This is a genomic window from Variovorax sp. RKNM96, from assembly GCF_017161115.1.
GTDB lineage: Bacteria > Pseudomonadota > Gammaproteobacteria > Burkholderiales > Burkholderiaceae_C > Variovorax.
Genome location: NZ_CP046508.1, coordinates 5,161,485 through 5,174,488 on the forward strand (window position 1 = coordinate 5,161,485; position 13,004 = coordinate 5,174,488).

Here is a 13,004-nt window from a genome sequence, read left to right on the forward strand (position 1 = left end):
TTCGCAAAAAGGTGCCGAGTATGAAAAGAAAGGCGCCAAAAGGGAACGAACAAATCCTCGCTTGCTTATGCATGAAAACGCATAAGCATTTCAAAACGCCTGCGGCCAACGCCATATCGCAACGCCATATCGATATGCGCATTGGTTCGTTCCCAAACGCGCCGGGCGATGCCACATTCGCGCCTTCTTTTTTTGATTTCGCGCAACAACATGCACAGCAATTTCCGCCGCCGCACCCTGGCCCTTGCCGCACTGGCCACCGCCCTTTTCGCCGGCAGCACCGCCTTCGCGCAGGACAACAAGAACACGCTCAAGGTCGGCGTCTCCGTCGGCAACGGCGAGCAGATCTTCGAGGTGGTCAAGAAGGTCGCCGCCAAGGACGGCCTGAACATCCAGGTCGTGGTGTTCAACGACTACCAGTTGCCCAACGCGGCACTCGCCTCGGGCGACCTGGACGCCAATGCCTTCCAGCACCAGCCCTTTCTCGACAACCAGAACAAGGCGCGCGGCTTCGACATCGTGCCCGTGGGCCTGACCATCACCGCGCCGCTGGGCTTCTACTCGCGCAAGATCAAGTCGATCGACCAATTGCCGGACGGCGCTTCGGTCGGCATCCAGAACGATCCGTCGAACGGCAACCGCGCGTTGCTGCTGCTGCAACAGGCCGGCCTCATCACGCTGAAGCCCGAGGCGGTGAAGAACAACAACGCCACCCCGCTGGACGTGGTGACCAACCCCAAGAAGCTCAAGCTCGTGGCGCTCGACGCGGCCCAGCTGCCGCGCTCGCTGGACGACCTGACCATCGCTTCCATCAACAACGACTACGCCGAGAAGGCGGGCCTGTCGCTCAACAAGGACGCGGTGATCAAGGAATCGCCAAAGAGCCCGTATGCCAACCTGATCGCAGTGCGCCGTGCCGACAAGGACAAGCCCTGGGCCAAGCGCCTGGTGGCGGCCTACCAGTCGCCGGAGGTGAAGAGCTTCATCGAGACGCAGTTCAAGGGCTCGCTCGTGCCGGCGTTCTGATCCGCCCGAACACCGACTTCCCCTTGCCCCCTGTGTGCGCGCGACGCGCCCAGGGGGCTTTTTCTTGTCCGGCTCCCGCCCCTCCCGGGGGAGGGTCGGGGTGGGGGCACGACGGCCTCGAACACCCTGATGGCATTGAAGCCGCGCGCCCCCATCCCAACCTTCCCCCAGAGGGGGAAGGAGCAATACAGGGGCTCTGCAGGACCGGTCTCCCGAGCGTGAGAAAATACCCGGTTCCCCCGAACACCAACCTCACCCAGTCAGGACACCCCATGGACGCAGAACAGATCAACCAAATCGGCGCAATGCTCGCGGACCTGAGCGCCCGCACGGTCGATTTACGGAGGTATCTTTGACTACGATGCCAAAGCTGAACGACTGAGGACAGTCAACGCATCGCTCGAAGACCCGAACGTCTGGAACGACCCCAAGAAGGCCCAGGAACTGGGCCGGGAAAAGAAGTCGCTCGACGACGTGGTCGTCACGCTCGACCGGCTCACCAATGGCCTTTCGGACAACTCCGAGCTCTTCGAGATGTCGAAGGAAGAAGGCGACATGGACGGCTTGCAGTCCATCTCCGATGACGCCACCGCACTCGAAGCCGACATCAAGCAGCTCGAATTCCGCCGGATGTTCAACAACCCGGCCGACCCGCTCAACGCCTTTGTCGACATCCAGGCCGGCGCCGGCGGCACCGAGGCCTGCGACTGGGCCAGCATGCTGCTGCGCCAGTACCTGAAGTACGCCGAGCGCAAGGGCTTCAAGACGCAGATCGAAGACGAAACGCCCGGCGACACTGCCGGCATCAAGGGCGCGACCATCAAGGTCGAGGGCGACTACGCCTTCGGCCTGCTGCGCACCGAGACCGGCGTGCACCGCCTGGTGCGCAAGTCCCCGTTCGACTCTTCGGGCGGCCGCCACACCAGCTTCGCCAGCATCTTCGTGTACCCGGAAATCGACGATTCGATCGAGATCGACATCAACCCTTCCGACGTGCGCACCGACACCTTCCGTGCCAGCGGCGCGGGCGGCCAGCACATCAACAAGACCGACTCGGCCGTGCGCCTGACGCACATTCCGACCGGCATCGTCGTGCAGTGCCAGGACGGCCGCAGCCAGCACAGCAACCGCGACGTGGCGTGGAAGCGCCTGCGCTCGCGCCTGTACGACCACGAGATGCGCAAGCGCCAGGAAGAGCAGCAGAAGCTGGAAGACAGCAAGACCGACGTGGGCTGGGGCCACCAGATCCGCAGCTACGTGCTGGACAACAGCCGCATCAAGGACCTGCGCACCAACGTCGAAGTCTCGGCCACGCAGAAGGTGCTCGATGGCGACCTCGATGTGTTCATCGAAGCCTCACTGAAGCAAGGCGTGTAAACCAATGACGCTGACGCACGGGAAGGTCGAAGCCTTCATCTTCGATATGGACGGCACCATGATCGACTCCATGCCCTGGCATGCGCGCTCGTGGGTGGAGTTCGTGGCGCGCCACGGGCTGAAGCTCGATGTGAGCGACATCCTCGCGCGCACCACGGGCCGCACCGGCGTCGAGTGCATGCGCGAGCTGTTCGATCGCAAGCTCTCGGACGACGAAGCCCAGGTGCTGGTGCACGAGAAGGAAGAGATCTACCGCGCCATGTTCAGCGACAACTTCACCGAAGTCGCGGGCTTCACCGTCTTTGCCAAAGCCGCTGTTGCGCGCGGACTGAAGGTGGCGGTGGGCACAGCGGGCGACAAGGGCAACATCGAGTTCGCCATGTCGCGCCTGAAGATGGACCCGCTGCCGCTGGCGATCGTCGGCGGGGACGAAGGCTTCAGCGGCAAGCCCACGCCTGCGATCTTCCTGGAAGCCGCGCGCCGCATCAGCGTGGCGCCCGAGCGCTGCATCGTTTTTGAAGACGCGCCCTTCGGCATCGAGGCCGCCCGCCGCGGCGGCATGCGTGCCGTGGCCGTGTGCAGCACCCATACCGCCGCCGAGCTTGCCGGCCCCCATGTCATTGCCGCGGTTCGCGACTACAACGAACTCGCCCATTCGAATTTTCTGGAGACCCTCGATGATGCTGCGTGACGGCCAAGGCCAACCGATTGCCATTCGACGCGAAGACTATGCCGCCCCGGGCTACTGGATCGACACCGTCGACCTGACCTTCGACCTCGACCCCGCCAAGACCCGCGTGCTCAACCGCATGCGGCTGCGCCGCAACCCCGATGCGCCCATCCAGCCGCTGCGGCTCGATGGCGACGAGCTCAACCTCGCGCGCGTGCTCGTCAACGGCCAGGGCGCCTCGTTCCGCATGGAAGGCGACCAGCTCGTCATCGACGGCCTGCCCTACGCGGAAGAAGGCGACTTCGAGCTCGAGATCTTCACCACCTGCTGCCCCATCAAGAACACCAAGCTGATGGGCCTGTTCGTGAGCGAAGACACCTTCTTCACGCAGTGCGAGGCCGAGGGCTTTCGCCGCATCACCTATTTCCTCGACCGCCCGGACGTGATGTCGACCTACACCGTGACGCTGCGCGCCGCCAAGGCCGCGTACCCGGTGCTCCTGTCGAACGGCAACCTCGTCGAGCAGGGCGACCTGCCCGAGGGCCGCCACTTCGCCAAGTGGGTCGACCCATTCCGCAAACCCAGCTATCTGTTCGCCCTGGTGGCCGGCAAGCTGGTGGCGCGCGAGCAGCGCATCACCGCGCGCAACGGCAAGGAGCACTTGCTGCAGGTGTATGTGCGCGCCGGCGACCTCGACAAGACCGAGCACGCGATGAACTCGCTCATCCATTCGGTGCTGTGGGACGAGGCCCGCTTCGGCCTGCCGCTCGACCTGGACCGCTTCATGATCGTTGCCACCAGCGACTTCAACATGGGCGCGATGGAGAACAAGGGCCTGAACATCTTCAACACGAAGTACGTTCTGGCCAACCAGGCCACCGCCACCGATGCCGACTACAGCAACATCGAGAGCGTGGTCGGCCACGAGTACTTCCACAACTGGAGCGGCGATCGCGTGACCTGCCGCGACTGGTTCCAGCTCTCGCTGAAGGAAGGCCTCACCGTCTTCCGCGACCAGGAGTTCAGCCAGGACCTGTGCGCCGACGCCTCGGCCCGCGCCGTGAAGCGCATCGAGGACGTGCGCGTTCTGCGCACCGCCCAGTTCCCCGAAGACGCCGGCCCCATGGCCCACCCGGTGCGGCCCGACAGCTACATCGAGATCAGCAACTTCTACACCGTCACCATCTATGAAAAGGGTGCCGAGGTCGTTCGCATGATGCAGACGCTGGTCGGCCGCAAGGGCTTCGAAAAGGGCATCACCCTCTACTTCGAGCGCCACGACGGCCACGCCGTGACCTGCGACGACTTTGCGCAGGCCATTGCCGATGCCAACCCCGAATCGGAACTGTCGCGCCTCCTGCCCCAGTTCAAGCGCTGGTACAGCCAGGCCGGCACGCCCCGCCTTGCGGCGCACGGCGTGTACGACGCGCAGAACCGCAGCTACACGCTGAGCGTGGTGCAAAGCTGCCCGCCCACGCCGGGCCAGCCGACGAAGGAGCCCTTCGTCATTCCGCTGAACATCGGCCTGCTCGATGCCAACGGGCGCGAGCTGCCGTTGCAACTCGAAGGCGAAAGCGACGTGACGCGCGGCACCCGCACGCTGGTGCTCTCGCGTGCCGGCGAGCAGATCACCTTTGTCGGCCTCGACGCCGAGCCCGTGCCTTCGATCCTGCGTGGCTTCAGCGCGCCGGTGATCCTCGACTTCGAGTACACCGACGCCCAACTGCTCACCCTGCTGGCCAACGACCCCGACCCGTTCAACCGCTGGGAAGCCGGCCAGCGCCTGGGCCTGCGCGCCGCGCTGCACGGCATTGCCGCCCTTGCGACCGACACCACCCCGGTGCTGAACGACGCCTACATCGACGCCATGCGCAGCGTGCTGCGCAACCCGCAGCTCGACGCCGCCTTCAAGGAGCTGGTGCTCACGCTGCCGTCGGAAACCTACATCGCCGAACAGCTCGACGTGGTCGATCCGCAGCGCGTGCACCTGGTGCGCGAAGCCATGCGCGCCCAGCTCGCCACCGCCCTCTTTGCCGATTGGGAACAGGTGTACGAAGAGAACCACGACACCGGCGCCTACACGCCCGACCCGACCTCCTCGGGCCGCCGCGCGCTGGCCGGCATGGCGCTCAACTTCCTGTGCCTGGCGGCGCGCGCCTCGGGCGACACCGTGTGGCCCGGCAAGACGCTGCAGCGCTTCAAAGATGCGGGCAACATGACCGACCGCTTCAACGCGCTCAACGCGCTGGTGTCGTCGGGCCACACGCTCGCGGCGCAGGCGCTTGCGCGGTTCCACGCCATCTTCAAGGACGAGGCGCTGGTCATCGACAAGTGGTTCTCGCTGCAGGCCGGTGCCAGTGACCGCGGCGGCGACATCCTGCCGCTGGTCAAGCAGTTGATGAAGCACCCGGACTTCTCGCTCAAGAACCCGAACCGCGCGCGCAGCGTGATCTTCAGTTACTGCAGCGCGAACCCCGGCGCCTTCCACCGCCCCGACGCGGCCGGCTATGTGTTCTGGAGCGACCGCGTGATCGAGCTGGACGCCATCAACCCGCAGGTGGCCGCACGCCTGGCGCGCGCGCTCGACCGCTGGAGCAAGCTGGCCGAGCCGTACCGCAGCGCCGCGCGCGAAGCCATCGCCCGCGTGGCCGCCAAGCCGGACCTGAGCAAGGACACCCACGAAGTCGTTACCCGCGCCCTGGCCGGCAACTGATCAAGCACCAAGCTAGCTATCAAGCAAGGAACACGAAAAGCACATGGCTCAACAACAGAAGATTTCCCTCACCCGCTACCTCGTCGAACAACAGCGCGCCGACGGCCTCATTCCGGGCCAGCTGCGCCTGCTGCTCGAAGTGGTGGCCCGTGCGTGCAAGAGCATCAGCCAGGCCGTCAACAAGGGCGCGCTGGGCGGTGTGCTCGGCACGGCCGAGAGCGAGAACGTGCAGGGCGAGATCCAGAAGAAGCTGGACATCATCGCCAACGAAGTGCTCATCGAGGCCAACGAATGGGGCGGCCACCTCGCGGCCATGGCCAGCGAAGAGATGGAAACCATCCACGTGGTGCCCAACCGCTACCCGCAGGGCGAATACCTGTTGATGTTCGACCCGCTGGACGGCAGCAGCAACATCGACGTGAACGTGAGCATCGGCACCATCTTCAGCGTGCTGAAGAAGCCCGACGACACCCCCGGCGTGCAGGAAGCCGACTTCCTGCAGGCCGGCACGCAACAGGTGGCCGCGGGCTACTGCATCTACGGCCCGCAGACCACGCTGGTGCTCACCGTGGGCAACGGCGTGGCCATGTTCACGCTCGACCGCGAGCAAGGCAGCTTCGTGCTGACGCAGGAAGACATCCAGATTCCGGCGGACACCAAGGAATTCGCGATCAACATGAGCAACATGCGCCACTGGGACGAGCCCATGAAGCGCTACATCGACGAGTGCCTGGCCGGCAAGGAAGGCCCGCGCGGCAAGGACTTCAACATGCGCTGGATTGCCAGCATGGTGGCCGACGTGCACCGCATCCTGATGCGCGGCGGCGTGTTCATGTACCCGTGGGACAAGCGCGAGCCCGAGAAGGCCGGCAAGCTGCGGCTGATGTACGAGGCCAACCCGATGAGCTGGCTGGTCGAGCAGGCCGGCGGCGCGGCCACCAACGGCAAGCAGCGCATCCTGGACCTGAAGCCCACCAAGCTGCACGAGCGGGTGAGCGTGATGTTGGGTTCGCGTAACGAAGTTGAGCGTTTGACCCAGTACCACGCCGAAAAGGGCTGATGGAGTGGCTATAATCTGAGGCTTCGCCGGTGTAGCTCAGTCGGTAGAGCAGCTCATTCGTAATGAGAAGGTCGGGTGTTCGATTCATCTCTCCGGCACCAATCTAAAAAGCCTCGCTATTAAAAAGATAGCGGGGCTTTTTTCTTTTGGCAGCCTCATGTCTCGTAGCTCGATTCCTATGACGCGAATGTTTCACTCCGCCCTGTCCAAGAGCCGGCTCTTTATCGGTGTCGTCGCCGTGCACCTGCTCGGCGCCTCGTCGGCTTACGCCCAGCCCAAGGTCTACCGATGCGAGGCGAACGGCAAAGTCTCCTACTCAGACGCCCCCTGTGTGGGCGCGAAAGTTATCGACGCAACGCCGACCCAAGGCATGGACAAGATGGGCGGAAGTTCCCGCAAGGGCCGGGAAGTTCAGCAAGACGAGTTCCATCGTCAATTCGACAGCGCGATGCGTCCCTTGCACGGGCGCTCACACGAGGATATGAACATTGCACGTCGCCGCGTGAACCTTCCTGCAGGTGATCAAGCTCAGTGCGGCCATCTTGATCGACAGATACCCTCACTAGAGGCCGACACAAACCACGCGACCGCGGAAGCAAAGGCTAGAACGGAAGTAGATCTCTACAAAGCGCGCAAGCGCTTCTTCGACTTGAAGTGCTGAGACCCACAAAGCAATCGAAGACTTCCACTAAGGCTCGATGGTGCGCAGCTTCTCAACCAGGCCATCGTTCTTCAATTTGGCGTGCTCACCGTAGTGCACCTCGCGGTGGCATGTCGGGCAAAGCGCCGCAACGAATCGAGGGTGATCAGGACCACCGTCTGAAACACGGGTGGTGTGATGAGGCTCCAGATAGTGAGCCCCACTCTTGCGTTTAAATGGCGCCGGCTGCTCACAGAGCTCGCAGTGCCCTGCGGCGCGCAAAAGAACGTAGTCGCGAACCGTGCGACTTCGCTCGTAGACCGTTCGACTGCCTGACCTGCTTGCTTGAGAGCCATCGGCCTTCGCCGCGGCGATGGCTCGCTTTCTGGCGTCCTCAAGCGATGTGACTGCGATGGGTTCATTCCCATCCACAAGATCGCCATGCTCCAACCTTGAAACTGGCACGAGCTTGAAAACGATCGCCTTGCGAGTCGCGCCCGTCGTGTCGTCAGCATCTGTCCACGTGTGGCTGTCATAGACAAACTCGCCCAGGTACTGCTGCCCTTTTCCTTTGCCCAGCGACTGAAACAGATGCAGCGCTCGGGCCTCCAACGAATGGTTGAGGATTGCGAGATTGCCTCGCTTCAACACCATGTCTTCACGTTGGCCCTCACCTGTGTAGAGGTAGCTTCCGTCTGCTTGCGGATGGTCCACATACCCATGTCGACTGCCACCTTCGCCGGTAAACAGAAAGACGGCTGGGAAATTCTTCGAAGGAGAGATCCCACTTTGCCGACTGCCGCCAAACAGGTCATGGAGCTCTGTTCGACGGTCATAGATCCTTCCGACCTCAAAGGAGGGCAAAACAGCACTTGGCTCAGGCACGGACAAGTCTTTCTGCCAAGGGCGCTCGTGGATCAGATCGTTAATGTTTGGAAATATACTTTAACAATCATCTCCTCGAAGCCCATTGGGCCCGAGCTTGCGAGGAAACCTCGTGTTGCCTCTTGCTCCATGAGATGTGGGTGACCTTCACCGCGACCAACACCAACCCGCATTGATTGACCCTCAACGCTTCGCAAAAGAACCCGAGGTATTCGCCGTAGCGCGTGATTGGACGCAGTTCCACTCGCCCAAGAACCTCGTCATTGCTTTTGACCGGCAAGGTCGGTGAATTCAACGAATGACGACCATGAGGTACACGCACAGGGGTGCTTTTTTTGGCGGCACCCAGTGAGCATGCTGTCGCTCAGCGATGCCTACGGCGCGAGCGCTCAATCGGCAGGTCAACGGCTCCGCTACTACTAACCGGCCTGCAACACCGGGCCGCAGGCATCGAACGACGACATCGGGCCGATCAGCTATCGCGGCGCATCGAAAGAGGATTTGGGGCCGGAATTTCTTTCAGCCCACTCGCTGCGCTTGCGCGAGATCAAGCAGCGCCTGGGCTGCTGAGCGTGCCGGCCCCGCGCAGGACCTGAGGTGCCACCTCCTGCAGCAGGTCTTCGGCGTCGCGCGTGAGGTCCGAGGCGATCCACATCATCATGTCGCGCCGCCTCGGGCCTATCTCCTCGAACCAGTCGCTCTCCATGCCATAGCAACTGCTCAGCAGCGCATGCAACTGGGACAACTTGTTCTCGAGAAGATCAAATGCATCCGGCGCGGTGGGCGGGATGAACGCGGAGGGCGCGGGGGCGCCGGCCATAATCTCTTCAGCCATTTGGTGTGCTGCCTTTCCAAAGATTTGCACGTCACTTGGTCAGACGGCCATGGTGTTAGCGCACCTTGGCCGTCGCCTTTTCTGCCTCACATCGACATCGCTGCGGTGTGCATTTCGATGTCCCGCCGTGAGGCGCGGCGGTCGACAAATATAAGAACAGAAGCGCTTCAACAAAGCGCCCGGGCACCGAGCAAATTGCGCATCGCGCCAACTTTGCCCACATCGGCAAACCAAAACAAAATGCCTTCTGTCGCGGCAATAAACCGGCAATGAATCGATCGACATGCAAGCCCCGCTCATCACCCCCGCCACTCATCCCGCATTGGGCACAGCGCTCAAGCGCTGGCGCCTGCTGCATCGCGTGAAGCAATCGCACGCGGCCGAGCTCTTCAACGTCAATCAATCGACCATCTCGCGCTGGGAGTCCGGCACGCAGGCGATGGAGCCCGCCGAGCGCGCACGCGCTGAAGCGCTGTTGTCTGCCCGGCTCGATGCAGCCGCCGACCACGCGCTCGCCAGGCTCGTCAACGAGAGCCCGCGGCCGGTGCATCTGGTGTGCGACATCACGCATCGCCTGCTGGCCTCGTCCGCGCGCAGGGCCGCCGAGTTCGGCGCGCCGCTCTCGCTGCTGCTGGGCCGCTCGCTCTGGCGCTATGCCACGCCGGAAATCGCGGGCAAGGAGGCGATGCTCGACGGCATCGGCTGGCGCGATGCGCTCGCGCCGCCCTCGCTGGAGTTCACGACGGGCGCCAACAGTTCGCAGCTCGTGCCCATTGCGCAGAGCCTTTGCCGGTGGACGCGGCTCACGCTGTCCGATGGCACGTCGGCGCGGCTGGTTGAAACGCTTTGCTGACGATGAAGATGACGGCGGCACCGCCTGGAGGGGCGGGCCGCGAGCGCCCGGCCCTTCATGGGGATGCTGCAAACTCCTCTCTCCAGCGACCTCATCCGCCCCGTCTGCCCATCACCCATCTTCCGGAGCCCGCATGGCGTCTTCTTCATCATCATCTCCTCTCGCTGCCCCGCACCCCCACTACGACCGCCTGATCGCCGCCGCCCGCGGCCTCCCCCCGCTGCGCGTCGCGGTCGTGCACCCGGTCAACGCGGTGTCGCTCGAAGCGGCGCTCGCCTCCGCCGCGCTGGGCCTCATCGCGCCGACGCTGGTCGGCCCGCGCGCAAAGATCGAGGCCGCGGCACGCGAGGCCAGCGCCGACATCTCGCACCTCACCATCGTCGATGCGCCGTACAGCCACGCCGCGGCCGACGCCGCCGTGGCCATGGCCTTGCGCGGCGAGGTCGATGCGTTGATGAAAGGCAGCCTGCACACCGACGAGCTGATGGGCGCGGTGGTGCGGCGCGAGGGAGGCCTTCGAACTTCGCGGCGCATCAGCCACTGCTTCGTGATGGACGTTCCGGGCCACGCGCAGCCGCTGATCATTTCCGACGCGGCGATCAACATCGCGCCCACGCTCGAGGAGAAGGTCGACATCGTGCAGAACGCCATCGACCTCGCACATGCGCTGCACATGCCGGCCGTGCGGGTGGCGATTCTCTCGGCCACCGAAACGGTGAACGCCAAGGTGCCCTCCACGCTCGACGCCGCCGTGCTCTGCAAGATGGCCGACCGCGGCCAGATCACCGGCGCGCAGCTCGACGGCCCGCTGGCCATGGACAACGCCATCGACGCCGAGGCCGCACGCATCAAGGGCATCGTCTCGCCGGTGGCCGGCCGCGCCAACGTGCTGATCGTGCCCGACCTGGACGCGGGCAACATGCTCGCCAAGAGCCTCACCTTCCTGGGCGGCGCCTATGCGGCGGGCATCGTGCTCGGCACGAAGGTGCCGGTGATCCTGACGAGCCGCGCAGATTCGGAATCGGCGCGGCTGGCGTCGTGTGCGGTGGCGTCGATGTTGGTGAAGGCGGGGAAGGATCGGTTGATCAAGGCGGTGGGGTGAGAGGACGTATCGGCTCAGGCCTTGATCTGCTTGGCCTTTGCGCGACTGGGTGCACGTCGCGGTGTCTTGTAGTCGGGGTCGGCGGCTTTGAGCGCTTCTGGCATCTTCTCGGCAATGGCAATCAGCGTCTTCGCAGCGCCCGTCGGTTCGCGACGGCCTTGCTCCCACTGCTGCAGCGTGCGCACCGACACGCCGAGCAACGCAGCAAAGCCAGCTTGCGAGAGGCCCGCGTTCTCACGCGCGGCCACAACGGGCGTGTAGACCTTGCGCGTTTTTCCCGCACTCATTTCGCGCGCCGACTGCACAAGCAGAGCCTCGAAGTCCTGGCTCGCTTCGAAAGCAGCCAGCTCGGCATCACTCATTGGCTTTTTCTGCGGCATCTCGCAACTCCTTCAAGGTTTCGCCGGAGATCGAATCGAGGTTCGCCTTGGCATAAATCAACAACAGGACAACTTCACCGGGCTTCTTGCGGTTGAAGTACACGACTCGCACGCCGCCGCTCTTGCCCGAACCGGCGCGGCCCCAGCGCACCTTGCGTACACCGCCCGACTTCTGGACGAGGTCTCCGGCATCTGGGTTCTCGGAGATATAGGCGGCAAACTCACCTCGCTCTTCTTCTGTCCAATAGTTCGGCCATAGCTTCTGGAAGGTTGGGGTTTCAACAACGGTAAGCATCGCCGGAAGCGTACGCCACTGGCGTATATTCTACAGTTGTAGAAACGTGACCGTCGTCACGAACTCAGCACAAGAAATTCATCGCGCAAACCTCAGTGAGGCGCACCACACGCATATCTCATGCGTGGACACCGCAGCCCCGCCTGCCTACGATCCCCGCCGATGAACATCGAGCAACTCAAGGGCAAGCTCGCCTTCCTGCGCGAGGCGGAAAAACTCAAGGACGTGCTGCGCAGCGGCCACACCTCCTCCGGCCGCGCGGAGAGCACGGCCGAGCACAGCTGGCGCCTGTGCCTCATGGCGATGGCGTTCGAGGAAGAGCTGGCGGGGCTCGATCTGCTGCGCGTGCTGAAGCTGTGCGTGGTGCACGACCTGGGCGAGGCGATTCACGGCGACATTCCGGCCATCAGCCAGCACGCCCATCCCGACAAGAGCGAGCGCGAACGCAACGACCTGTTGACGCTGATGGCCCCGCTCGATGCCAAGCTGCGCGGCGAGCTGCTCGCGCTGTGGGACGAGTACGAAGCCGCCGCCTCGCCCGAGGCCAAGGCGGTGAAGGCGCTCGACAAGCTGGAGACGATCCTGCAGCACAGCCAGGGTGCGAACCCTGATGACTTCGACTACGCGTTCAACCTCGGGTATGGGCGCAAGCACACGGGCACTGCGCCGCTTTTCAGCGCGCTGCGCGAACTGCTCGATGACGACACGCGGCGCAGGATGGCGACCTGAGCGATCGCAACGCGACCGATCGTCAGTCCTTGGTTCCAGGCTTGCCCGTGTATGGATTGACGTTGCCTTTGGTCGAGTAGTTGTCCGATCGGGTGCTGTTGGGGTTCGTCGCGTGCGACGGGGCGACGTAGGTGCCGTTGCTGCGCGTGTGGCCGCTGACAGAGTGGCTGCTTGAATTCGTATGGCCGCTCGCGTGACTGCTGCCACTGTGCGACCCGCCATGGCCTCCCTTGGCGATGGCCCCGGTCGACAGCACCAGCGCAGCGCAGAAGATCATCCAATGGGTTCTCATGATTCACCGGCCTCCGGGACGAGACGTGGAAGAACGGCCACCGCAGCGAGAGCCGTCGGCGGCACGGTCGTCAGGGTTGTCGCAACGCGCAAATGCCGGGACAACGGAGGCGAACGCGAGCGCGGCCAGGGCAAACAGTCTGAGAGT

14 protein-coding genes and 1 tRNA gene are annotated in these 13,004 nt (G+C 63.8%); 10 read left to right on the forward strand and 5 right to left on the reverse strand.

The genetic code is table 11. The features are described from left to right. Nucleotides 1-210 precede the first annotated feature (210 nt). From GNX71_RS23845 to GNX71_RS23875, 7 genes are all read left to right on the forward strand, one after another. A complete protein-coding gene (locus tag GNX71_RS23845) occupies nt 211-1,026 on the forward strand; it encodes a MetQ/NlpA family ABC transporter substrate-binding protein (RefSeq protein WP_206174714.1) in 816 nt (271 codons plus the stop codon). A gap of 272 nt (nt 1,027-1,298) precedes the next feature. Further along, nucleotides 1,299-2,403 (forward strand): peptide chain release factor 2 gene (gene prfB / locus GNX71_RS23850; protein ID WP_206174715.1). Its coding sequence is split into 2 segments (ribosomal slippage): nt 1,299-1,379 and nt 1,381-2,403, totalling 1,104 coding nucleotides; the frame shifts between segments, so codons are not numbered across the junction. A 4-nt stretch (nt 2,404-2,407) separates the two neighbouring features. Continuing rightward, entirely contained in the window at nt 2,408-3,094 is a 687-nt protein-coding gene (locus GNX71_RS23855) for an HAD-IA family hydrolase (protein WP_206174716.1), read from the forward strand. Next, nucleotides 3,081-5,786 carry an aminopeptidase N gene (gene pepN, locus GNX71_RS23860; RefSeq protein ID WP_206174717.1) on the forward strand — a complete coding sequence of 902 codons (2,706 nt, stop codon included), beginning with the start codon at nt 3,081-3,083 and terminating at the stop codon, nt 5,784-5,786. Before GNX71_RS23855 ends, pepN begins: the two co-directional genes overlap by 14 nt. A gap of 43 nt (nt 5,787-5,829) precedes the next feature. Beyond that, entirely contained in the window at nt 5,830-6,846 is a 1,017-nt protein-coding gene (locus GNX71_RS23865) for a class 1 fructose-bisphosphatase (RefSeq protein ID WP_206174718.1), read from the forward strand. A 25-nt stretch (nt 6,847-6,871) separates the two neighbouring features. After that, nucleotides 6,872-6,947 (forward strand) — tRNA-Thr (locus GNX71_RS23870). An 86-nt stretch (nt 6,948-7,033) separates the two neighbouring features. Further along, entirely contained in the window at nt 7,034-7,507 is a 474-nt protein-coding gene (locus tag GNX71_RS23875; protein WP_241027034.1) for a DUF4124 domain-containing protein, read from the forward strand. Between the two features lie 27 nt (nt 7,508-7,534). On the opposite strand, the gene GNX71_RS23880 is transcribed toward GNX71_RS23875, so the two are convergent. Beyond that, nucleotides 7,535-8,371: an HNH endonuclease gene (locus tag GNX71_RS23880; protein ID WP_206174720.1), complete on the reverse strand. Its 837-nt coding sequence runs from the start codon at nt 8,369-8,371 to the stop codon at nt 7,535-7,537. Nucleotides 8,372-8,918: 547 nt separating this feature from the next. After that, nucleotides 8,919-9,206 carry a hypothetical protein gene (locus GNX71_RS23885; RefSeq protein WP_206174721.1) on the reverse strand — a complete coding sequence of 96 codons (288 nt, stop codon included), beginning with the start codon at nt 9,204-9,206 and terminating at the stop codon, nt 8,919-8,921. Nucleotides 9,207-9,489: 283 nt separating this feature from the next. Between GNX71_RS23885 and GNX71_RS23890 the strand changes: the two genes are divergently transcribed. Together GNX71_RS23890 and GNX71_RS23895 are read left to right on the forward strand one after the other, a co-directional pair. Then, nucleotides 9,490-10,059, forward strand: a complete 570-nt coding sequence (locus tag GNX71_RS23890) for a helix-turn-helix transcriptional regulator (RefSeq protein WP_206174722.1) — start codon at nt 9,490-9,492, stop codon at nt 10,057-10,059. 133 nt (nt 10,060-10,192) lie between these two features. Next, the gene (locus GNX71_RS23895) at nt 10,193-11,161 is read left to right on the forward strand and encodes a phosphate acetyltransferase (RefSeq protein WP_206174723.1); all 969 of its coding nucleotides are present in this window, start codon (nt 10,193-10,195) and stop codon (nt 11,159-11,161) included. Between the two features lie 14 nt (nt 11,162-11,175). Here the strand turns inward: GNX71_RS23895 and GNX71_RS23900 are convergent, their stop codons facing one another. Together GNX71_RS23900 and GNX71_RS23905 are read right to left on the reverse strand one after the other, a co-directional pair. Then, on the reverse strand, nt 11,176-11,523 hold the full coding sequence (locus GNX71_RS23900; protein WP_346776854.1) for a helix-turn-helix domain-containing protein: 348 nt from the start codon (nt 11,521-11,523) through the stop codon (nt 11,176-11,178). Then, nucleotides 11,516-11,836 carry a type II toxin-antitoxin system RelE/ParE family toxin gene (locus tag GNX71_RS23905; protein ID WP_206174725.1) on the reverse strand — a complete coding sequence of 107 codons (321 nt, stop codon included), beginning with the start codon at nt 11,834-11,836 and terminating at the stop codon, nt 11,516-11,518. Before GNX71_RS23905 ends, GNX71_RS23900 begins: the two co-directional genes overlap by 8 nt. A gap of 162 nt (nt 11,837-11,998) precedes the next feature. On the opposite strand from GNX71_RS23905, the gene GNX71_RS23910 reads away from it, so the two are divergent. Then, complete coding sequence (locus GNX71_RS23910) at nt 11,999-12,565, forward strand: HD domain-containing protein (protein WP_206174726.1); 567 nt, start codon at nt 11,999-12,001, stop codon at nt 12,563-12,565. Between the two features lie 22 nt (nt 12,566-12,587). Here GNX71_RS23910 and GNX71_RS23915 read toward each other — a convergent pair whose 3' ends face one another. Beyond that, a complete protein-coding gene (locus tag GNX71_RS23915; RefSeq protein WP_241027035.1) occupies nt 12,588-12,857 on the reverse strand; it encodes a hypothetical protein in 270 nt (89 codons plus the stop codon). Nucleotides 12,858-13,004 lie beyond the last annotated feature (147 nt).

What these genes read in the sequence shown, in the direction of transcription:
- GNX71_RS23845 (WP_206174714.1), top strand. Translation starts at nt 211, where the DNA reads ATGCACAGCAATTTCCGCCGCCGCACCCTGGCCCTTGCCGCACTGGCC.
- GNX71_RS23855 (WP_206174716.1), top strand. Translation starts at nt 2,408, where the DNA reads ATGACGCTGACGCACGGGAAGGTCGAAGCCTTCATCTTCGATATGGAC.
- pepN (WP_206174717.1), top strand. Translation starts at nt 3,081, where the DNA reads ATGATGCTGCGTGACGGCCAAGGCCAACCGATTGCCATTCGACGCGAA.
- GNX71_RS23865 (WP_206174718.1), top strand. Translation starts at nt 5,830, where the DNA reads ATGGCTCAACAACAGAAGATTTCCCTCACCCGCTACCTCGTCGAACAA.
- GNX71_RS23875 (WP_241027034.1), top strand. Translation starts at nt 7,034, where the DNA reads ATGTTTCACTCCGCCCTGTCCAAGAGCCGGCTCTTTATCGGTGTCGTC.
- GNX71_RS23885 (WP_206174721.1), bottom strand. Translation starts at nt 9,206, where the DNA reads ATGGCTGAAGAGATTATGGCCGGCGCCCCCGCGCCCTCCGCGTTCATC.
- GNX71_RS23890 (WP_206174722.1), top strand. Translation starts at nt 9,490, where the DNA reads ATGCAAGCCCCGCTCATCACCCCCGCCACTCATCCCGCATTGGGCACA.
- GNX71_RS23895 (WP_206174723.1), top strand. Translation starts at nt 10,193, where the DNA reads ATGGCGTCTTCTTCATCATCATCTCCTCTCGCTGCCCCGCACCCCCAC.
- GNX71_RS23900 (WP_346776854.1), bottom strand. Translation starts at nt 11,523, where the DNA reads ATGAGTGATGCCGAGCTGGCTGCTTTCGAAGCGAGCCAGGACTTCGAG.
- GNX71_RS23905 (WP_206174725.1), bottom strand. Translation starts at nt 11,836, where the DNA reads ATGCTTACCGTTGTTGAAACCCCAACCTTCCAGAAGCTATGGCCGAAC.
- GNX71_RS23910 (WP_206174726.1), top strand. Translation starts at nt 11,999, where the DNA reads ATGAACATCGAGCAACTCAAGGGCAAGCTCGCCTTCCTGCGCGAGGCG.
- GNX71_RS23915 (WP_241027035.1), bottom strand. Translation starts at nt 12,857, where the DNA reads ATGAGAACCCATTGGATGATCTTCTGCGCTGCGCTGGTGCTGTCGACC.